Source organism: Paraburkholderia sp. RL17-373-BIF-A, assembly GCF_046030175.1.
Lineage (GTDB): Bacteria > Pseudomonadota > Gammaproteobacteria > Burkholderiales > Burkholderiaceae > Paraburkholderia.
The window spans coordinates 59,969-81,113 of the sequence record NZ_JARESO010000024.1 but is presented as its reverse complement, the minus strand read 5'-3'; the positions used below and the strand labels follow the sequence as shown (position 1 = coordinate 81,113).

Here is a 21,145-nt window from a genome sequence, read left to right as displayed (position 1 = left end):
AAGCACCATGTGCGGAATGTGTGGCCTGCTCGGCGGCGGCAATCACTGGTCGAATACGACGGCGCCCGCCCCTTCATCTGCGGACTCGGGTCCCGGCGGCCGTCCCAATGCTCGACGCCAGCGACTGTTGCAGGCCTCGTTGGCCAATCGGATTCTGGTGCCGCTGCGGCTGCGTCTCGACGACTTTCACGGGCAATCGTTCGTGCTGTCGTCACCGACCGGCGCGAGCGAATTGGTCGGTGATTTCGCGCAGGTATGGAAAGCGGCAGAGCGTATGCTCGGCCGTCCGCTCGATCCGCTGACCCTGTTCGCTGAAACAAAGATCGCCGCTACTTTGGATCAGGAGCCCGCGTGAGCCTCGCCTACGACATTATTCCGGTCACGCTCGTGACCGGCTTTCTGGGCAGCGGCAAATCCACCTTGCTCGCCGACGTGCTCACCGGCGAAGCCGCGCGCGACACCGCCGTGCTCGTCAACGAATTCGGCGAGATCGGACTGGATCACCTGCTGATGGGCGAGGTGGATGCGCAAACCGTGCTGCTCGAGAACGGCTGCGTGTGCTGCTCGATACGCAGCGAACTGAAGGACGCGCTGGCCGCACTGTTTTCGAAGCGCGCGCGGGGGGACGTGCCCGCATTTTCGCGTGTGGCGATCGAAACCACCGGTCTCGCGACGCCCGCGCCGATTATCGCCACGCTGCTCGCCGATCCGGTGATACGCAGTCACTATGCATTGAACGTGACCGTTACTGTCGTCGATGCGGTGAATGCCGAGCTGCAACGCGAGCGCTATCCCGAGTGGCTCGCGCAAATTAGTGCGACGGATCGTATCGTAATCAGCAAGGCCGATCTGGTGGGCGCGCAGCAGGTCGACGCATTGCGCATTGCGTTGGCTGCGTTGAATCCATTGGCGGAAATCGTTACGCGTGCGTCGTCTGCGGATGCGTTAAGAGATTTGCTGTCCATACCAGCGCGTTTTGTACCCGATGCCGTTCAGAGCATGAATAGGATCGGGGCGGGTACGCTGCGTCTTGGTGAAGGTGGCGGCACACGTCTTTCCCATCGCGCGGAAACGCAGCCGCAACCGCACACGCAACCTCAAACCCTGAGCAACGCCATCACCTCCACCTGCCTCACCATCGACATCCCCATCGACTGGCAGGTCTTCACCCTCTGGTTCACCCTGCTGCTGAACCGCCACGGTGATAAGATTTTGCGCGTGAAAGGCCTGCTCTCGCTCGAAGGCTCGGACAGACCGGCCGTATTGCACGCGGTACAGCATCTGGTTCATCCCGTTCTGCATCTCGACGCGTGGCCCGACGAACCGCAAGGATCACGCGCCTCGCGGCTCGTATTCATCACAGAAGGCATCGACGCTCATGCAATCGAAAACTCGTACCAGCGCTTTTGCGCCGTGCTCGCACAAGCGGCCTGATGCTGCGCGCTCCACCTTCACGTTTTAAGAACCTGTTCAACCCAACCCGTGCGCACCTCTCCCGAAGCACCCGCTATCCATCGCGGAAAGATCGAACTGCGCGTGCTCGGCACGTCGGTGACCTTGCAGGACCATATTCGCAAGCAGGCGGAACAGGACCTCGGCATCAAGCTGCGTTTCATCGTCGAAGATGGCTCGGCCGTGCAACGTAACGGCGTGATGCATCCGCAAAGCTATGATCTGTACGACCAGTGGTTTCACAGCATCGACTGCCTGTGGCCCGCGCACGCGCTGCAACCCATCGACCTCACGCGCATCACGCGCTGGGGCGAGATCAACTCGCTGCCGCGCGCCGGACGGCTCGGCAAACGCGTGTGCACCGGCGCGGGCTCGGTGCCGGCGGACCGCCTTTATGTGCAGCCGGACAACTCGCTCGGCCGCCAGCCCAGTGAGCGCATCAGCATGCTGCCGCTCACGCATAACGCGGACAGCTTCGTCTATCTCGACGATACGCTGCCCGCCGCGCTGATCGAGCGCGGCGAAAGCTGGTCGTGGCTGCTCGCGCCCGAACTCGCCGGACGCGTCGCATTACAGGCCGACGCCGCGATCGGCGCCATCGACGCCGCGCTCGCCGTCGAAGCAAGCGGTCTGATGCAGTTCGCGGACATCGGCAACCTGAGCATCGAAGAAATCGATGCGTTGATCGCCACCCTGACCGACTACAAACGACGCGGCCATTTCGCGGGCTTCTGGTCAAGCTTCGCCGAAGCCGCACAACTGATGATCTCCAACAAGGTGGCGATCCAGAGCATCTGGTCGCCCGCTACCGTCGAACTGGAAAAGGCCGGGTTAAAGTTCAGGCTCGCGAGTCCGCGCGAAGGCTATCGCGCGTGGTTCGGAGGCCTGTCTCTATCACGCGCGACCAACGGCCGCGTGCTCGACGCCGCCTACGCCTATCTGAACTGGTGGCTCGATGGCTGGGCCGGTGCGACGATGGCGCGGCAAGGCTTCTACATCGCCAACCACGAACGTTCGCGTGACTACATGAGCGACGCCGAATGGGCTTACTGGTACGATGGCAAGGCTGCGGCGCACGCGTTGCCGGGCCCCATCGGCGAGCATCTGGTGGCCGCCGGTCAGCGCCGCGACGGCGGCAGCTACGTGGCGCGCATGGGCCGCATCGCAGTATGGGACTCGGTGATGGACGAGCATAATTATCTGGTGCGCCGCTGGGCCGAATTCAGGCGCGCGTGACGACGTACTCTATCAAACGATGACACGACGTGCAGGGCTAACCGCGGGGCCGAATGATTCCGCGAACGAAACGGCGACCCGCGAGACCGTTGAATCCAATAGCGAGATTATCGCCGTCGAAAGTGAGACGCGCCTGCGTTATCGGCTGATTCACGATCAGTTGAAGAACGCGATTTTGCGTGGGCGGATCGCGGCCGGACTCGTACTGCTTGAAGGGCCGGTTGCGCGGATCTTTGGCACGAGTCGAGTGCCGGTCAGAAAGGCGTTCGAGTTGCTGCACGAAGGTGGACTGTTGCGCACGTTCGAGGGGCGCGGCTATCTGGTGGCCGGACCCGATGGGCCAGACGGCCCCGATCCACAGCCCCTGCGCGTGCCGCTCTCTGAAGCGGCGCTCGGCTTCGACGAAGCGCCTGCGCCACTCGCCCTACCCTCCATCAGCGAACGCATTTATCACGACCTCGAAGCCACGGTGTCGATCGGCATTGCGTTCGGCCATTTTCGTATCGACGAATCCGAGGCCGCTGAGACTTTCGGCGTGAGTCGCGGCGCGGTTCGCGAAGCGCTGAGTCGTTTGCGCGATCTCGGCCTGGTCGAGAAATCGGCTTACTCGCACTGGATGTGCGGACCGCTGACCGCGCGCGCCGTGCGACACGATTATGAATTGCGCTCGCTGCTGGAACCGGCAGCGTTGGCAGCAAGCGCGCCGCTGCTGTCGCGCGACACCTTGAACGCATCGCTTCGGGAAGTGGAGCGCGCCATTGCTAACCCGGAGCGCGTAGATTCGGAGGCATTGCAGCGGCTTGAAAACAGCCTGCATGTCGACTGCCTGCGTTGTGCGCCGAACAAGAAGCTGCTTGAGACAATCGGGCACGCGCATATGCCGCTGACCGTAAATTACGCGTTCTATAACGCGTTCGATCTGCATCCCGATACGGCGACGTTGATTGAACATCGCACCGTGCTAAGGTACTTGCTGGACGGCGATGCGAATGCAGCGGCGGACGCGTTGCGCATTCATCTGCAAGCAGGACAGAAGCGCACGCTGCAACGTCTGAAGGTGCTCGCCGTGTTGCCTGAACCCGATCTACCAGGCTTCATGCAGCGGATCGCATAGCGCTTCAAGGTGCCCGCGAGATGAGCCGACTAGCCCTCTTCTGGGCAATTTCAATTCTCGCCGAGCGGCCCGTCGGTTCAGTCCGTTGCTGGGCGCGCCGTATCTCGGCCGGCGACTGCTTGAACGGGTTGGCCCTGGCCGGCATCCCTCCCTCCGGGTCGCGCTTGCACTGTCTCTTGTCACGGAGACAGGTGGGCCTCCGGATTACGAGGGCGGACACGTCATTCTGGGCGACGTGCTGAAGGACGATACCGCGAGCGAGCCGCTGCGCAGCATGGCAGCAGCGGCTATTGCGGACAGTGCGCGGCTTGGTCGTGGCATGGACGCCGACCTTGAGATGGCCAAGGACATGTATGCCACGGCCTTGGAGCTTGGACATCGCTCAGCCGCGTACAACCTTGGTTTGTGCTGGGAGGGGTACTGGGACAGAAGTGCTCCCGGCGACGTCGTTCCTGACAGCTCAAAGGCCGCACAGGCCTGCAAGCGCGGTGGTTCGAACGCAAAATGCGCCGCGCGTCTGGACGCGCTGCGGGCCCGTTCGCGGTAGACCCCATCAATCGCGCGTCCCGACGCAACGAAAAGCGAGCTCTGTGTCCTGGCTTACGCGGTCGCTTGAGCAGTCATAGGTTCTGGCGCGGTTGCGACAGGCAATTTCGTAACCGCCTTTTTGGCGCCAACCAGTTTCTTCACCGGTGCCTTCTTCGCTACCGCAGTCGTTGTTGCGGGCTTCTTCGCGACGGCTTTCGGCTTGCTCGCAGCGGCAGAATCCGCAACTCCGCTAACGCCATCAATCAAAAACCTCGAACGTTCTTTGGCACCAGCAAGCCACGCCGGCGCCCGCCCACGCCCGCTCCAAGTCGCGCCACTCTTTGGGTCACGATAAAGCGCAGGCTGCGGACCGCGGACGTAATTGCCAGCAGCCTTCGCTTTGCTCACAGGTGCCGGCATCGCCTTACCTCCATCAACAAGGAATTTATCGCGATTTTTTGCGCTTGCAATCCACTGGGGTGCCCGGCCATGTCCGGTCCACGTCGCGCCACTCTTCGGGTCCCGATACTTGACCGCGGCAGTGCCCCCTTTGCCGACAGCCTTGGCTCCAGTGCGTCTGAAAGTTCGCCCGCTGAAGAAGCTGAAGGACGCCGCGGTCTAAACCGGACCGCCGGAGAGGAAGCCCCTCGCGATGGAAGTCTGAGGGGCTTTTTTGTTTCTATGCCTGCCCACATGCAACGAGAGCCGTTCCGTGACGTCAAGTTGATTGCGTCGCAAACGGATTGATGGGCTGAACCTTTCGGCGGTCCTTAACGCGATCAAGCATCTGGCATGAACCAAGACGGCCACGAGTGCTGGCAACTTCTGCCTGGGGGCGGCAATTTTTCTTGCTCCCCCGGTATCGGTGACGAGCACGCTGGCTCCGCTATCGCGCAGGCGGTACTCCAACGCTTCCTCTCCAAACAATGCGAAGAGCGGAACGGAAAACGCGACTTCCTTGCGTGACACCGCGCTTTCGCAGGCAGTTCGCTGTCTGATTGCTTCTCCGCCGGAGTTCGCCGAAGGAGACGCGAGTGATGTGCCCGTTGCCGTGCTCGTGAATCAGCGCCAGCTGCTCCGGGTCGAGCGCCGCCCACTTATTGCACACAGCCACCCCAATGTTGTACTTTTCGGGAATGTTCCAGCGAAATTCTTTAACTTCAGATTCGTAGCTGGTGTCTCCGCGTAGCATACATGGTCAAACTCCCAGGTACTGCCGCTGTAGGTCGGCATCGTTGATTATCTGTTCCGGCTCACATTCGAAGATAACACGACCTTTGTCAACCAGTCGGCAATGCGCGCCCATGCGGGCAACAAACTCCAGATTCTGTTCGACCACAATGACCGCGATGCCCTCACGTTCATTGATTTTCCGGACAGTCGCAGCTATCTGGTCAACGATTGAGGGTTGTATCCCTTCGGATGGCTCGTCGAGAAGCAACAACGTTGGGCGTGTGATGAGTGCCCGTGCCAGAGCCAGAATCTGTTGCTGGCCGCCACTTAGCGAATCCCCGCGCTCGTCGGCTTTTTCGCGAAGCATCGGAAATTCGGAAAGCAGCCCGTCAACCGCTTCGCGCCAGTCGCTGCGCTTCGTGCCGAACGCCGCCGCTTTCAGGTTGTCGAGCACCGACAAGGATGGAAAGATGTCGCGGCCCTGGGGAACGTATGCAATTCCCCGGTGGGCACGCTTGTGCATTGGCATGTCTCGTATCGACGAGCCATCGAAGTGAATCTCGCCTTGCTGCACCGGGATGGCTCCAACGATGGCACGCAAAAGCGTCGTTTTTCCGACTCCGTTTCGCCCAAGGATGGAAATCATCTGCCCCTGCTCCAGCTCCAGGTCGAGACCGTGCAACACAGGCGTTTGACCGTAGCCGGCGCGAAGGTTCTTCAGTTCAAGCAACATGCCCATGTCCTTGTCGCCCCAGATAGATGTCGAGAATCCGCTCGTCGCGTCGCAGTTCTTCAAGCGACCCGGATGCGAAGACGTTTCCCTGGTGGAAGACGGTGACGGGAACGTCCAGCGCCCGCACAAATTCCATGTCATGCTCGACGACGATGACCGACACACTCTGTCCGAGCAGGCGCACCATCGCAGCCATGCGGGCAGTCTCCTCCCTGGTCATTCCAGCTGTTGGCTCATCGAGCAGTACCACCGAGGGTTCAGCAGCGATGACCATGCCAATCTCCAGCCACTGCTTCTGCCCATGGGACAGCGACCCCGCAATGTCATCCGCCCGGTGCGCGAGTGCCAGCCAGCCCAACATTTCCGCGGAGCGAAGGTCGGCCGCTGCCTTGTCTCGTCGACGCCCATACGCGGCTAGCCAAAGGTTCTCGCGTACCGACAGTTCAGTGAAGATGCTGGCCACCTGCAGCTTGATTCCTAGCCCGTTCCTCACCCGGTCGTGTGACTTCATATGGGTAATCGGTCGACCGTCAAGTTCGATGGCGCCGCGATTCGGAGGAAAGCGGCCGACAAGAAGGTTGAAGAACGTGCTCTTGCCCGCGCCGTTCGGGCCAATTAGACAATGAACGCCCTTCTGACCGAAGTTGACTGTTGCCTTCTGCACAGCTCGAACGCCGCCAAAGCGCTTTTCCAGTCCAGTGGCGCTGAGTGCGGCGCCGCTGGACTCGCTGCGAAAAGGCAGCTCTGCAAATCCCTGTTCCTCAGGCAGTGGAACATTGGCGGCCGCTGCGCCAGCCGAACCCGATTTCCGTTTTGCGACCAGGAGTTTGGCTGAGGCCGGAACGATTCCAGACGGCAAGAAAAGAACGACCGCGATGAGCACGACGCCAAGGACGATGGGTGTTGCGTCTCCAGCACCACCGCCCAGCGCGAAGGACAGCGACTGTACGAGCAAGGTTCCAATGAAGGCTCCAGCGAATGACACCCGACCGCCAACCAGGACCCAAATCACCACCTGCGCTGCCAATGCCAGTCCGAAGACCACCGGGCTTATGAACATAGCCCATGCGGCGTAGAAGGCACCCGCGATACCGGCAATCGCTCCGCCAATCGTGAACACTACAAGCTTACGGAGCCGGACATCGAAGGCCAGAAGTTGAGTGCGCAACTCGTTCTGCGTGAGAGCGGTAAGAACACGGCCAAACGGGCAATGAAGGAGAACGTACAGGCCTGCAACAATCAATGCGCAAACCAGAATCACGGTGGAGTACGACTGAACGACTGTCAGGGCGGTTCCGGATTCCCCGAGGGGCAAGGTGATGGGTGGGACGCCCGAGATTCCGTTGTAGCCGCCGAGTTGAGCCTCTCCAATATGGTATTTGGGGTCAGCCGTGCTCGACAGAACGGTGAAAAGCACGAGGGTCATCGCGAGCGTGATGATTCCGACGTAGACGTCGCCGACGTTGCCATAGAAGATGAAGTATCCAACCAAGGCCGCCAGCGCCGCAGTCGCGAGTGCTGCAACGACGACCGAAGATACAGTCTCATTGGTAGCGGGCAAGATGTTGATGGCTGCGACGCTGTACGCATAGGCGCCGATTCCGAAGAAGGCGCCTTGTCCGAAGCTGAATATGCCACCATGCCCCCAGACCAGCGTAAGGCTGGCTGCAAGCAGCCCGAATAGTGCCCAGTTCGTCGCTTGTAAGGTCGCGAATTCCGGCATCGCAAATCCAAGCGCGAGAGCGAGCAGCGCGACGACTGCGCAACCGATGAGGCGCAATTTCAAGGCACGGTTTGATGGAATCATGGTCAGCGTCTCATTCAGAGTTTGCGCCGCAGACGACCCGAGATACCAGTCGGCAGCACGCGTACAAGGCAAATGGCCAGGACCAGCAGAGCCGCTTGTCCGAGGAACGGGGTAAACAGGTATGACACCACGTTCTCGACTCCGCCAAGCAGCGCAGAAGCCGCGGCGGCGCCGGTCAGCACGCCGGAGCCACCCACAACCACCGTCATGAACGCACGAGCGATATATGCCTCTCCCATCGTTGGCATCACGCCTACCATCGGGGCAAGCAATGCGCCAGCCGCGCCCGCAAGCGCTGCACCGAACATGAACGTTAAAGAGTTGATGCGTCGCGGGTCGATGCCGACGGCCGACGCCATCTGGGGTCTCTGAACTGCAGCCCGTGCCATGACGCCGTACTTCGTACGCGTGAACACCGCATAGACGAATGCGAGGAGTGCGAGCGCGGCCAGAATAAGAATGACGGAATAGGCGGAGACGGAGTACTCGCCGAGGTGGATGCTTCCACCCGGAGTGGCAATTCCTTGCGTCGTGGCGCCAAATACGAAGACTGCGCCTTGCGACATGATGAGACTGAGTCCCCACGTCGCCAGCATGCTGTCCATCAGGCGGCCATACAGGAATCGAATCAATGCCCGTTCGACTACCCAGCCGAAGGCCGCAACGGCGAGCGTCGAAACCAACATTGCAACGGGCAGAGGAAGGCCACCCCTGACACCGGCAAGCGTTCCGAACGCGCCAAACATCAGAAACTCTCCATGGGCCAGGTTGATAATCCCCATCATGCCGAAGAGCACTGATAGCCCGAGCGAGACCAACACGAGAATTGCGATGCTGAGTCCGACGGACACAGCCATATTGATGAACCAACCTAGGCTTGAGGCTTCCATGTCTATTCGTCCGTTACAGTACGTCGTCTAGTTGGCTTTAGCCGAAGGCGTGAACTGCTTTGCGGTATTGGGTCGTGCAACAAGGTCGCACACGGTTCGTTCATAGCTCGGCGGAACAGATTTCTCCTCGCCAATAACCGTGAACCCATGCTTATCGTCAGCGCGCGCAATGTGGACGTTCTGAACCACATGGTGTGTCGGACCGTCTACTGTGACCTTGCCTGAAGGACCGTCGAAGCTGACACCACTTTCAAGCGCCTTAATGACCTTCTCGCGGTCTGTGCTGCCTGCCTTCTCGACAGCCAAGGCCCACAGGTGCCAACCGTTCCAGACGGCTACAGCGCTGTCTGTGATGTAGGGGTAGTTGGCTCCGTAAGCCTTCGCCCACGCCTCGCGGAACTTCCTGCTGCCTTCAGAAGAGCCCTCTTGAAAGTAGGGAAAGGCGACGACGATGCCGCTCGCTTCCTTGGGACCCAGGACCACCTGTTCGTTTCCCAGTCCGAACGTCGCGGAGACAATCTGCATACGGCTCGACAGGCCTGCGGACGCAAACTGTCGATAAAAAGCGATGTGGTTGCCACCAACCAGAAGAGAGAGCACCACGTCAGGTTTCGCCTCCTGCAGTTTCGAGATGACCGAGCCGAACTCGCTGACATCAAGCGGAATGAATTCGGCGCCGACGACACTACCGCCAGCTTTTGTCACATACTGCTTCACCCAGTCCGTCGAGATATGGCCGTAGTTGTAGTCGGCTGCCAGAACGTAAAACTTCTTCTTTCCGTTCTTAGTCGCCCAGTCGACAAGCGGCGGGATTTGTTGAGAGGGAACAATGCCGGTGAGGAAGACGTTTTTGTCGCAAACGCCTCCTTCATACTGCTCGTTGTAGAAATACAGTGTCTTGTTGCGGTCCGCTACGGGGCGGACGGCCTCGCGCGAAGCACTGGTGATGCCGCCCATGATGACGGATGCATGGTCTCGGAGCGCGAGCTGGTTCGCATAGCTTGTGTACTTCGCGTTATCTGACTGGGCATCGTAGGTAACGAGCTTGAGCGGACGTCCCAGCACCCCCCCGGCGTCATTGATGGACTTGACGGCAAGCTTCGTAGCATCTGCCATCGCCTTACCGTACACGTTGAGCGCACCAGTCTCATCAAGCACGCTGCCGACAACAATCGGCTCCTTGTCCGCGGCTATCGCGGGGTACTGCGTTGAGAATGCCAGGCAACATAAAGCAAGCCAGCGAAATGCTCGATTCATAGAATCTCCGCGAGAGTAAAGGGCTGTTCGAAGCCGAGTGCGTCCCGAAATCGACGAGGCAAGCCGGGCGACACGAGTTACATTGTTGCAGCAATGGATGCCCGTACGTTGTGAGGCGCGCCGTGGCATATGCCACGTTGCCTTACGGCAGCAGCAACGCGACAGCCCGTTCTCTGCTTGTTTTGAAGATGGTCTGCACGGGTCCACTGCGGAAGGATGTGGTGTTTGTGACAGTAACAGGCCGGCACCTGGGCTCGCTTGCATACCACGGACAACCGGATAGTCCCGGTACGCCATATCAGGGTGATTGCTGATGAATCGAACGGACCCGATGACTGGCGTTCCCACACTTCACGTCACGCGGCAGGTGGCTGTCCGTTTAAGACAATGACCAGGCGTCCCGCAGTCAAACCGGCCTGACGGCGGCGAATACCAGGGTTACATGGACTCACCTGTAAGGACTGGCATGAACGCGAAAATCGAAGATTCCCGGACAAGGGTCCGATGCCGCATTGCGGGTCCACCGAAGAAATTCTTACGGAGAAAGCACCATTGACCCGGAGGCGTGGGACGTCCTTGTTCACACCCTTGAAAGCAGAATCCGGCCTGGAACGGCACCAATTTCAGACGCACCGCGCCGACGTGATGCGTTACCACTGCGCTTTCATATGCTAGCTTTGAGAGAAAAGTCGTGCTTCAAGGCGTTCATATGGTGGTGCGCCCAGATGCGGGGCAGCCTTGGAATCAGCAGGAGCGCGTCTCCCGCATGGTCTTCATCGGGCGTCGCTCGCGCGCGCCGGAACTCAAAGAGGCGCTCGGGAGCTGCCTCGTTCAATCCGCACTGACACCGGCGCTGCAGGAACGGGTCAGGCATCGATGCTGATAATCGCGGGGGTTCTTTCTGCCCATGCTCCCCACAAAAGACCTCACCTGTTGGCAGCCGGCGCAATGCCGTGACTTTGCTGTTCCATCACGATGGCGCGCTCGCACAAGCTATTGGCAATTCGGCAAGGTACGCTCAGGACGTCGTCAACGAAGGAGAAATATGATGCCCAACTCGAGTGTGGAGCAGCTGGTCAGGACCACAGCTGAACACTCAAATCTGCCACTCGAAGACGGTCGCGTAGCAGCAATTAGACAGGTTCTCGAGGTGTGGTTGAAGGACGCAAATGCCTTGTCGGCGAAGTTGAGTGCGCTTGAGTTCGCGCAGGTGTCACCAATCACGGGCTTCCTCCAGACGGTGGTTCATGGTGAGGTGTCGCATGAGCAGTGAACTCGCCAGGTTATCGATTGCAACCGCCGCTAAGCTTGTTCGAAGCGGCGAAGTCAGCCCGACAGACCTGTTGAACGCATCGCTTCAAGAAATCGAGCGACATAACAGCACCTTGCGTGCATTCATTTCCGTCACCGAAGAAACGGCGAAAAAGGCGGCGACCGCTGCCGAACTGTTGTTGTCCGCTGGCTATGACCTCGGACCGCTCCATGGCATCCCGTTGGGAATCAAGGACAACGTAGGCATCCAGGGGCAGAGGACTACCGCCGGCAGCAAGGTGTTAGGAAATTGGTATCCCGACAAAGACGCGACGGTAATAGCGAAGCTTAAACAGGCTGGGTCGGTGTTCGTTGGAAAAACGAACATGCACGAATTCGCTTGGGGTGGCACTTCCGCAAATCCCCACTACGGTCACGTCCGCAATCCTTGGGATACCAGCAAATTTCCCGCCGGGTCGAGCGGTGGTTCAGGCGCTGCCGTGGCCGCAGGCCTGTGCTTTGGCGCACTGGGCACAGACACGGGCGGTTCCATCCGACTACCGTCAGCGATTAACGGGGTGGTCGGCCTGCGACCCACCTACGGAAGAGTCAGCAACTCCGGGATTGTCCCTCTCGCATGGTCCATGGACACCGCGGGGCCAATGACTCGAACCGTCGAGGATTGTGCGTTGATGTTCAACGCGATTGCGGGCCCCGACCCAACCGACCCGGCCACCGCGCCGGTCCCTGTGGATGACTATCTTTCCCGACTGAATTCGGGTGTCAGGGGGCTGCGAATCGGCGTGGTGCCTCGCTACTTCTTCTCTCACCTTCAGGCCGACGTGAAGCGGGCCGTAGAACAGGCGCTGCGGACGTTCGAAGGTCTAGGCGCCCAGCTCGTCGAAGTCGACATCAATCACATCGAAGGCAATATCTCCGCGCAGCTCACCATCGAATCTGCCGAGCCGAGCACCTATCACCAGAAATCGTTACGTGAAAGGCCGGGCGACTACGGCGATGACGTACGGACGTTGTTAGAGGTCGGGGAGATGCTTCTAGCCACGCACTATCTTCAGGCACAGCGCTACAGGTCGGTGCTGCGCGCGGAATTCATCGAGGCATTCAAGGAGGTCGACGTCTTCGTGTGTCCAACGTTGCCTTTTACCGCCACAGCCTTGGGCGCGACAACCGTCGTGATTGAGAACGGGGTGGAAGAGGATATGCTCTCGGCAATCATGCAGTTCACGGGAGTACCGAGCCTGACGGGCCTTCCCTCTCTCAACGTGCCATGTGGATTCGATTCCAGCGGACTGCCGGTCGGCATGCAGATTATTGGTGCGCCCTTCTCAGAGTCGAAACTGTTCTCTGTGGGTCATGCGTTCCAGTCCGCAACTGACTTTCATACGAAGAGCCCCAACCTGGCTTCTTATTGAAAAGAAAACGCCGCGTCATCAACGAGATGCGGCGTTGCTGTACGTGGTGTCCGCACACGCTATTCAGCCTTCGGAACAGTCAACCGGCTCCCTGTTCCGAAGCAATACGCTCTGAGGCGTAACGCCGTAGCTCTTTTTGAACGAGCGGCTGAAGTGGGATACGTCACAAAAGCCAAACGTCATCGCGGCGTCCGTAACATTTTTGACCGAGCCTTCCCGAAGTGCACAGTAGCTCGCCGCGAGCCGCTTTTGCCAGATGGACTTCATGGGAGTCGTAGCCTGTCCCGCGAATGCACGCGCCAATGTTCGCGTTGAAACGTGCATTGACGAAGCAATGTAATCGACGTCGAGGCCTGCGTACTCGATGTTGTCTTCAATGAACGCGAGCGCTTTTCGATACAAGGCGGCTTGCGAGGACGTGACAGGCGCTTCCCCGGAGTGGATGTCGATGATTGCACTTACGAGGTCCAGTATTGCGCCAGCAATCCGCGACCCAGCATGCGTCGACTGGCTGAGTTCCCGCGATTCGCACGCCTCCTTAATCATCGCGCCGAGTACGGCTCTGAATCCCGTGCCAGGTCCTAACGAGGTGGCGACTACGTGCTCGGCGCTCGCGGTGCGACGAAGGAGCAAATCGCGCGGGATTCTGACGATGAAGAAGGACTCTGGCGAAATGGTGTAACTGAATGGGCGCGCTGCATCGTACAGCAGCACGTCACCCGCGTTTTGGACAACCCGTCGGCCGTTTTGCTCCAGGTAGCCGATGCCATTCTCGAGAAAGGAAAGCCAGAGATTGTTTTCAGGACCGGACCGGATATTAGTGAAATCCCGAACCCATTCGTGTTCCGGGCCGGTCATCTTTGCCACATCCAGGGCGCCGAGTGAGCGGCCGATAATCTCAGCGTCGAATTGAGCTCTAAATTGCGAGTCGCTCGTCGCGGGAATGCAGTGACTGCAAACCACGTCCCGCCAGTAGTCGAAACGTTCAGGAGCCGCGACTGAAGATGTTGAGAACAAATATTGCATTGCAGTTCCGATAGCGGCACGTTAGCGATGGTCCTTGCAGCCAGTCTCGGAAAGGTAAGTCGCCTCGGAGCCGGCAAGGCAATGGGCGTGTGTGCCCAGTGTTTGTTGCACTGCGTCATTCTCCTGCGTTTTATGCGGTGGAACTATCAGCATTCGCCGACCATAGAACGCCAAATATCAGCGCGCAAGGATTAGGAGTTTGATTGGGTGTAAGGAGGTTCTCTGGAACCCTGAAAAAGAGTCTCCTTAGCAAGTAGGGGCTCTTCCCGCCGTCACGCCGGTACGAGGTGGGTCCGTTCGTGGACTCCGCCCGTCGGGTGATGGCAGCGCCGCTCTTCTCGCAGACAAACGAGGACGCAATGGCAAGCAGGAATGCTTGAATGGCACGGGATGGAAAGGTTCAGCAACAAGCTTCCCGTCAATGCTCCGGAGTAACATTCTTTCAACTGAGGGAGTCCTTCGAAGGTTACGTTTCTAAAATTTTAGGGAACCCCTCACCGCCCCAGCCGGATACTCGTCCGGCCACGCCCTTGCCAGCCATTTCCACAGCGACCCGTATCGCCAACTGTCACATCCACATCTGTCGCTTCCCGCCCCGGCGCACTCCGCCGTCTCGTCGTCGCTCATCTCCGCGGTCCCCATCCCTCATTGATGCCAAAAGCGATTGCGCGCAAGCGACCCTGGCGAGTGCACGTCGAAGCCGTTGGAACATCTCGTTTATCAGGCCGAGTTCTCGCGTAACGACCTCGACGTCGGTCGCAGCGTCTGATAGCAAAAGTTCTAAGAGCAGTCCGGGTTGTGGTTTCCGGATAGCATGCATTGATGAAATGGTATTTCAACAGCCAGTTAGTCCCCAAACGGGTTGCCGGTGTCTTTCACTTCGGTACTAAGGTTGTATTCCGCACGCACAGCCTTGAGCACGCCCTCGATGTCGCGCTCGAAGCCGACCGCGTTGCCGAAGTGGGTCATGTTCCAGTTGCAGCCTGTCTTGTCAGGCTCCTGCATCTGCGGCCGCGGCACACGAATCTTCACGCCATCCTCGACGATTTCCTGCAGTCGATGGATTCGTCGGTTGACCTCCTGCTGAAGCTGCGAGGCATTGAGCGTCTTGCGTATCATCCAGGTCTCCCTCCGGTTGCTTAAGCCAGTCTAGCGCAAATGAGGCGTTCCGCGACCTGGCGCTGAAAAGCAAAGTGCCTGAGAGAGCAGGCGCCTTGGTTCGTCGGGGGGTTGTGGTGCAAATAGCGCAGGCGAGCGCGAGGCCACCCGGCTGTTCGTCATCTCAGCGAGCTGAAAGGACCGCCGTCCACACTGAGGGCGCAGTGGTATCTTTGAGGTGCAGCTTCATCAGCTTGAATTGGCCTTTGCGAATGCGATGCATCAACTCGATGCCGGAAATGGAGGTTGCTGCCGGAAATGGAGGTTGCCGCAGTCCTGAAGCGTTTAAAGCCGAGCATCACGTTCAGCCGCGCTTTGAGGTTGCGATGATCCTGTTCGATCAGGTTATTCAAGTACTTCGACGATCGCAACGTTGTGCTTTCAGGCCGCAATTTATCGATCGTCATTTCGCGCACTGCGCGATGCGACGCCGCGTAGCCGTCCAGCGTGATTGTCTTGGGAGCGAGCCCTTGACTCCTGATCGCTTTCGCGAAAAAAGGCTCTGGCAGCAGCGACATCGCGCCTGGCGCTGAGCCGGAAGTCAACCGTCTTGCCGGCCCGGTCAACCGCTCGGTAAAGATAAACCCACTTGCCACGGATCTTCACCTAAGTTTCGTCGACTCGCCACGACCGGCCGGCTGCCGTAGCAAAACGGTTCCAGCGCTTGACGAACTCCGGCGTGAACCGCTTGACCCAGCGCATGATCGTCGTGTGCGCCAGAGAAAGGCCACGCTCGGACATCATCTCGACCAGATCGCGCAGGCTCAGCTGTTAGCGCAGGTACCAACGAACGCACAAGACGATGACTTCGCGATCGAAGTGCCGACCTTCGAACAGCTTGTCAATGTTCCTCAGCTTACTCATTCTGTTTGCCCTGCGTGCGTCAAAACCCTGAGCCTAACCCATCGGCCTCCGTATTTGCACCAGAGCCCTCCTACCCGCGTTGAGAAAGTACCTGGACTACGAAACGCCAGCCGAGCGATCCAGCAAACTATTGCATCCACCGGTTGAATCCGCCCCTGCGTGCATCTAGTGCCGCGACTTATAGGGAGCCTATATCAGTGCTTGAGAGGCTGCATAACTAGCCAAAGAGCTTCACGCGAGGCGTCCACCATTCCGTCCCAGCGCCTTGCTGGCGGCCATCGAGACAACTCGGGTGCGCTTGACAGCGGCGCCTCGACCGCCTGATGCCGAACCGCGCCACCTCGCCCGCGCTTGCTGGCTAGAAAATGCTGGTGCCATGGACGAAACAGCATCCGGGCGAGGCGCGTGAATTGAGGCTTCGAACTGCCCCGACATCGGCAACTTCGCGGGTCGAACCTTGAATAGTTCCGCCTGCAAATCGTCCGTACCGTCGTGGACGGAGGGCAGGTAGGCGGTTGGCAACACTTCTTTCAAGCTTGCCGCCGTCGCATCGACGCCAGCTTGCAGTTCACCAGCATGTTGGCGCACGGCACGGTCGACAGTACCCTGCACATTGGTCACCGCCAGTTCTATACCTTCCTTCATCTTGCGCAATTCGTCGATCCGGATCTGCTGATCTACTTCCGCCCGCACGCCATTCAGGTAACGTTGCGCGCGCCCCAGTAACGCGCCGGCAGTGCGCGCGACACGGGGAAGTCGTTCCGGACCGAGCACAACCAGTGCGACCGTGCCGATGACGGCCATTTTGGAAATGTCGATGTCAAACATGGCAACTGCTCCTCCAGACTGTTGCGAATTCAATCAATGCACGGGTCATTGTTGCGAGACGGCAGGGGGATCCCGCACGTCGATGTGGGCGGCCACCGGCGCCTCCTTCCCGGGGCCGTCTGCGATAACCGGTTCGATTTCCTGCATGCCTTCCTTGAAACCCTTGATCGCTCCGCCGAGGTCCGAGCCGAGATTGCGGATCTTCTTCGTGCCGAAAACTAGCGCAACGATTGCCAGAACGATCAGCCAGTGCGTAATGCTAAGGCTACCCAAGATCAAACTCCTTTCATATGTAATGGACTTAACAGCAATCAATCCCACGTCTTGCGCTCATCGTAGTGCCATTTGCATGTGGCGTGTATCAGATGCTCTTATGGTTTTTTCAAAGAAATCTTGATTGTTCATTTGCGCCGCACGTTTCTAATATTCGTCGCACGGAGCGGATGGCGATCTTCCGATTCTGCAGGGAGCCCTCCAGATTGAGCGACGACTCACTGCAGCACAAGCCAGACCGGATCGTGCCCACATCTGTGTCGTACAGGAGTTCATCCTGACCACCGTGGATTCTTCAATAGGAATACTTATGAGAGAGCAACCATGACTGACCTGAAACGTCGCAGTGTACTAGCCGGTGCGGCCGCAGGTGCCGTGGCACTCGGTGCAACGGCCGCCGCCAAGGCAGCCGAATTCGGCAACCCGGACCGTCCTTTGCAGGGAGGTATCAACTCGACGCCCGCTGCGATTTCCGAGCCCGGCCCGCAGAATCCACAACTGCGCGATGTTTTGCCGTCGTTCAACAACCCGCCGCCGACGGATGTCGGCGGAATGCCGATTCCATGGGCATCCTTCAATGAGGCGCACAAGCGCATACAGGCGGGTGGCTGGGCACGCGAAGTGACAACGAAGGCGTTTCCGGTGTCGAAGGACATCGCGGGCGTGAACATGCGCCTCGGACCCGGCGGTGTGCGCGAACTGCACTGGCACCAACAGGCCGAGTGGGCGATCATGGTCAGCGGCGAGGTTCGTATCACGACTATCGACACCAAGGGTCGCGCTGAAGTCGCCGATGTACAAACCGGCGACATCTGGTACTTCCCGCCGGGTCTGCCGCATTCGCTGCAAGGCTTGGGCAACAACGGCGGCGAATTCGTGCTGGCTTTCGACAACGGTTCATCGGGCGAATTCAACACGCTGATGGTGTCGGACTGGATGGCGCACACGCCACCGGAAATCCTGGCGCAGAACTTCGGCGTGCCGGCCGAGAAGTTCAAGGAAATCCCGCTCGAGCAGCTGTGGATTTACCAGGGCGCCAAGGCCGGTCCGCTCGCGGCCGACCAGGCCTACGCCGCGGCGCCGAACGGCCGCCCAGACCATCCGTTCATCTTCCGCATGGGCTCCATGGCGCCGACGCTGGCCCAGCCGGGCGGTGAAGTGCGCATCGTCGACAGCAGTATCTTCCCGGTTTCGAAGACCGTGGCGGCCGCGATGGTGACGCTCCGTCCGGGCGGTTTGCGCGAGATGCACTGGCACCCTGATGCGGATGAATGGCAGTACTTCATCCAGGGTACCGGCCGCATGACGGTGTTTAACACGGGCCCGGCCGCTCAGACGGTCGACTTCAATCCGGGCGACGTGGGCTACGTCGAGAAGAACCTGGGGCACTACATCAAGAATACCGGGAATACCGACCTCGTTTTTCTGGAAATCTTCAAGTCGGACCACTTCTCCGAAGTGACTCTGGCACAGTGGCTGGCGAACACGCCGCGCCAGCTGGTGCGTGAGCACCTGCGCGTCGATGACGCCACGCTCGACGTTATCCACAAGCTGAAGGACCGTCGCGACGTGCTCGCGTAAGCGCAAGCAGTTCTGCGGTGACAGTGGCGCGCCGCGTGCACGCAGGGTCGATCTGAAGCGGACTCACGGCGCCCCAATCCGGATTCAATTCTGTTCCCCCGTGATTGCGGGGCAGAAGCAGTCATCTCGTATCGACACCACGTAGCACTTTGAAAAGGCCCCCACCATGTTGATGGCAATTAAACGCACCGCTAACTACGCCCTGTCCGGGAGATCAACGACCGACACCGTCACGGCGATGCGCGATGTCCTCGACAACAGGCGACATGGCATCCGTGCGCTGCTGCCATTCGCCGGCCCTGGGGTGATCGCCTCGGTCGGCTACATGGACCCGGGCAACTTCGCGACCAACATCCAGGCGGGCTCGACCTACGGTTATGAGCTGCTTTGGGTGGTGCTGCTGTCAAGCCTTGTGGCGATGCTGTTTCAGGCGATGTCAGCCAAACTCGGTATTGTGACCGGCCGTAGTCTCGCGGAACTATGTCGCGACGAATTTCCGCGTCCGCTTGTGATCGGGATGTGGATCGGTTCGGAGATTGCCGCGATGGCAACCGATCTGGCAGAGTTCATGGGGGCGGCGATGGGCATCTCGCTGCTGTTTCATGTGGCGATCGGGTGGGGACTGCTGATTACCGGCATCATCACTATCGGCATTCTGTCGCTCGATAGAAAGGGTTTCCGCCCGCTCGAAATCGTCATTGCCGCGCTCATCGCCATCATCGGTCTGAGCTATCTATGCGAGCTCGTGATCGCACCACCAAACTGGCACGCCGCCATCTTTCACACCTTCGTGCCGCATCTGCGGGGCAACGACGCCCTGATGCTCGCGGTTGGTATCGTCGGCGCGACCATCATGCCGCACGCGATTTATCTGCACTCGGGTCTGACGCAGAACCGCGCACCGGCTCGTAACAACTACCAGCGCCGCAAGCTGGTGCGGTTTTCGAACCGTGAAGTGGTGATCGCCCTGGGCTTTGCCGGCTTCGTGAACCTGGCAATGGTGGCCATGTCCGCTTCCGTGTTCAACAAGAAGACACCAGGCATTTCCGACATCACGGTGGCGTATCACACGCTCACACCTGTTCTTGGCGCCGGAGCGGCAGCACTGTTCCTCATTTCACTGCTGGCTTCGGGTATCTCCAGCTCGGTGGTGGGAACGATGGCCGGTCAAAACATCATGCAGGGCTTTGTCGGATTCAAGACGCCGGTGCTGGCACGACGCTTCATTACGATGGTGCCGGCCGTCATTGTCTGCATGACGTGCAATCCAATGACCGCAATGGTGGATAGCCAGATCGTGCTCAGCATCATCCTGCCCGTCCCGCTTATTGCGCTCGTGGTGCTGTCATCGCGGCGCTCAGTGATGGGTCGATTCACTGCGTGCCGGAAGCTGATCGGCACTGCCGTCTTCGCCACTGGCGTGATTCTGGCCCTGAACGTGATGCTCGTCTGGCAGTCGGTCGTCGCGTAACAGCGCGCGAGTGCGAAGCGCGACTTCGTGGCTGGCGCTACTGGCGGCAGTCGTCCTTGTTTCTAGAGCGGCGTGGTCAGGCCGCTGAAGAACGATGCCCGTATGCACACTCTCAATACCCGTGAAATCTTCAAGCCGTGTACCGCCCTCGGTAAGAAGAAACTGCCGGAAGTCGTCCGCCGCCCGCGGTAAGGGGCGGTCCGCGCGATGGACCACACACCATTGGCGTCTAAGCGGAAAACCCTGCACGTCGAGCACTTTGAGCAAACCGGCGCGCACTTCGGACTGAACCGCTTGTGTTGATAGAAAGCTGATGCCCATGCCGGCCATGACCGACTGTTTGATCGCTTCTTCGCAGCCGATTTCCATAAAACGCGGTGCCGATTCGCGTCGGCAGAATGTGTCGTTGGCGGCGTTGCGGGTGTCGGTACCACTCTCCCTTACGATCAGGCATTCGAGCGCGATGCGCGCATATGGGATGTCGGTTTCACAAGCAAGCGGATGTGTCGGTGCCGCCACCAGCACGAAGGGATTGGGTGCAAACGGCTCGGCTATGATGGCAGGGCCATCCGGCGCGTGCACCATCACGGCGAGGTCGATCTGGTCGCTTCGCAGCAAGGTGATGAGTTGATCGCGACTGCGCACTGTCATGTCGAGATCGACGCTGGTGTTGCGTTGCATGAACGAGTTGATCAGATGCGGAAAGAAGTAGCTGCCCGAGGTGATCAATCCGACTCGCAGACGCTGGATGCCGCCTGTCATGAGGTCCGCCAGTGATTGCTCGGCAGTCTTCAGATCTGCAAGAATCACCCGGCAATGACGTAGAATCAGCGTGCCGGCTTCGGTCAGCGAGATCCGCTTACCGGTGTGGCGGAACAGCGGCAAGCCAGTCTGGTCCTCCATCTGCTTGATCTGCATCGACACGGCCGGCTGGGTCAGGTGAAGGTCCTCAGCCGCGCGGGAAAAACTCAAGTTGCGCGCCACACTTTCGAAAGTCTTGAGTTGTCGAATCGTTATATTTCTCATGTAAGACCGCGCGTCTCCTTTCAGGACCGTAAAAACGCCCATTA

General features: G+C 59.4%; 19 protein-coding genes and 2 pseudogenes. 9 read left to right on the top strand and 12 right to left on the bottom strand.

The annotated features are described in order from the left end of the window. Positions 1–7: 7 nt before the first annotated feature. The 5 genes from P0D80_RS27195 (at position 8) to P0D80_RS27175 (ending at position 4,349) form a co-directional block, all read left to right on the top strand. Positions 8–355 carry a hypothetical protein gene (locus P0D80_RS27195; protein ID WP_408181595.1) on the top strand — a complete coding sequence of 116 codons (348 nt, stop codon included), beginning with the start codon at positions 8–10 and terminating at the stop codon, positions 353–355. After that, entirely contained in the window at positions 352–1,434 is a 1,083-nt protein-coding gene (locus P0D80_RS27190; RefSeq protein ID WP_408287954.1) for a CobW family GTP-binding protein, read from the top strand. Before P0D80_RS27195 ends, P0D80_RS27190 begins: the two co-directional genes overlap by 4 nt. A gap of 48 nt (positions 1,435–1,482) precedes the next feature. Further along, on the top strand, positions 1,483–2,688 hold the full coding sequence (locus tag P0D80_RS27185) for an ABC transporter substrate-binding protein (RefSeq protein WP_408287951.1): 1,206 nt from the start codon (positions 1,483–1,485) through the stop codon (positions 2,686–2,688). A gap of 19 nt (positions 2,689–2,707) precedes the next feature. Next, positions 2,708–3,802 (top strand): GntR family transcriptional regulator, encoded by a 1,095-nt coding sequence (locus P0D80_RS27180; protein ID WP_408287948.1) that lies wholly within the window; start codon positions 2,708–2,710, stop codon positions 3,800–3,802. A 235-nt stretch (positions 3,803–4,037) separates the two neighbouring features. After that, the gene (locus P0D80_RS27175) at positions 4,038–4,349 is read left to right on the top strand and encodes a hypothetical protein (protein ID WP_408181602.1); all 312 of its coding nucleotides are present in this window, start codon (positions 4,038–4,040) and stop codon (positions 4,347–4,349) included. A 53-nt stretch (positions 4,350–4,402) separates the two neighbouring features. Here P0D80_RS27175 and P0D80_RS27170 read toward each other — a convergent pair whose 3' ends face one another. The 6 genes and pseudogenes from P0D80_RS27170 to P0D80_RS27145 form a co-directional block, all read right to left on the bottom strand. Then, positions 4,403–4,801 (bottom strand): H-NS family nucleoid-associated regulatory protein, encoded by a 399-nt coding sequence (locus P0D80_RS27170; protein WP_494478618.1) that lies wholly within the window; start codon positions 4,799–4,801, stop codon positions 4,403–4,405. Beyond that, positions 4,778–4,855 (bottom strand): annotated as a pseudogene (locus P0D80_RS27165) (H-NS family nucleoid-associated regulatory protein); the annotation flags it as partial. The pseudogene P0D80_RS27165 and the gene P0D80_RS27170, both read right to left, overlap by 24 nt. A gap of 673 nt (positions 4,856–5,528) precedes the next feature. Beyond that, on the bottom strand, positions 5,529–6,236 hold the full coding sequence (locus P0D80_RS27160; RefSeq protein WP_408287943.1) for an ABC transporter ATP-binding protein: 708 nt from the start codon (positions 6,234–6,236) through the stop codon (positions 5,529–5,531). Then, on the bottom strand, positions 6,226–8,043 hold the full coding sequence (locus tag P0D80_RS27155) for an ATP-binding cassette domain-containing protein (RefSeq protein ID WP_408181606.1): 1,818 nt from the start codon (positions 8,041–8,043) through the stop codon (positions 6,226–6,228). Before P0D80_RS27155 ends, P0D80_RS27160 begins: the two co-directional genes overlap by 11 nt. A 14-nt stretch (positions 8,044–8,057) precedes the next feature. Next, positions 8,058–8,933, bottom strand: coding sequence for an ABC transporter permease subunit (locus tag P0D80_RS27150; protein ID WP_408181608.1), 876 nt, complete (start codon positions 8,931–8,933; stop codon positions 8,058–8,060). A gap of 27 nt (positions 8,934–8,960) precedes the next feature. Next, positions 8,961–10,190, bottom strand: coding sequence for an urea ABC transporter substrate-binding protein (locus tag P0D80_RS27145; RefSeq protein ID WP_408287938.1), 1,230 nt, complete (start codon positions 10,188–10,190; stop codon positions 8,961–8,963). 691 nt (positions 10,191–10,881) lie between these two features. Between P0D80_RS27145 and P0D80_RS27140 the strand changes: the two genes are divergently transcribed. Together P0D80_RS27140 and P0D80_RS27135 are read left to right on the top strand one after the other, a co-directional pair. Next, positions 10,882–11,073 carry a GTP-binding protein gene (locus P0D80_RS27140; protein WP_408181611.1) on the top strand — a complete coding sequence of 64 codons (192 nt, stop codon included), beginning with the start codon at positions 10,882–10,884 and terminating at the stop codon, positions 11,071–11,073. Positions 11,074–11,452: 379 nt separating this feature from the next. Then, positions 11,453–12,874 (top strand): amidase, encoded by a 1,422-nt coding sequence (locus P0D80_RS27135; protein WP_408181613.1) that lies wholly within the window; start codon positions 11,453–11,455, stop codon positions 12,872–12,874. A 63-nt stretch (positions 12,875–12,937) separates the two neighbouring features. Here the strand turns inward: P0D80_RS27135 and P0D80_RS27130 are convergent, their stop codons facing one another. From P0D80_RS27130 to tatA, 5 genes and pseudogenes are all read right to left on the bottom strand, one after another. Next, the gene (locus P0D80_RS27130) at positions 12,938–13,900 is read right to left on the bottom strand and encodes an AraC-like ligand-binding domain-containing protein (RefSeq protein ID WP_408181614.1); all 963 of its coding nucleotides are present in this window, start codon (positions 13,898–13,900) and stop codon (positions 12,938–12,940) included. 846 nt (positions 13,901–14,746) lie between these two features. Next, entirely contained in the window at positions 14,747–15,019 is a 273-nt protein-coding gene (locus tag P0D80_RS27125; protein ID WP_132382040.1) for a hypothetical protein, read from the bottom strand. 163 nt (positions 15,020–15,182) lie between these two features. Further along, positions 15,183–15,913 (bottom strand): annotated as a pseudogene (locus tag P0D80_RS27120) (IS6 family transposase). 240 nt (positions 15,914–16,153) lie between these two features. After that, a complete protein-coding gene (tatB, locus tag P0D80_RS27115) occupies positions 16,154–16,750 on the bottom strand; it encodes a Sec-independent protein translocase protein TatB (RefSeq protein ID WP_408287932.1) in 597 nt (198 codons plus the stop codon). Positions 16,751–16,795: 45 nt separating this feature from the next. Further along, on the bottom strand, positions 16,796–17,023 hold the full coding sequence (tatA, locus tag P0D80_RS27110) for a Sec-independent protein translocase subunit TatA (protein ID WP_408181617.1): 228 nt from the start codon (positions 17,021–17,023) through the stop codon (positions 16,796–16,798). Positions 17,024–17,347: 324 nt separating this feature from the next. Here tatA and P0D80_RS27105 point away from each other — a divergent pair, with 324 nt between their 5' ends. After that, positions 17,348–18,604, top strand: a complete 1,257-nt coding sequence (locus P0D80_RS27105) for a cupin domain-containing protein (protein WP_408181618.1) — start codon at positions 17,348–17,350, stop codon at positions 18,602–18,604. A gap of 166 nt (positions 18,605–18,770) precedes the next feature. After that, positions 18,771–20,075: an Nramp family divalent metal transporter gene (locus P0D80_RS27100; protein WP_408181620.1), complete on the top strand. Its 1,305-nt coding sequence runs from the start codon at positions 18,771–18,773 to the stop codon at positions 20,073–20,075. Here P0D80_RS27100 and P0D80_RS27095 read toward each other — a convergent pair. Beyond that, on the bottom strand, positions 19,962–21,101 hold the full coding sequence (locus tag P0D80_RS27095) for a LysR family transcriptional regulator (RefSeq protein ID WP_408287922.1): 1,140 nt from the start codon (positions 21,099–21,101) through the stop codon (positions 19,962–19,964). The genes P0D80_RS27100 and P0D80_RS27095 overlap by 114 nt on opposite strands. Between the last annotated feature and the right edge of the window lie 44 nt (positions 21,102–21,145).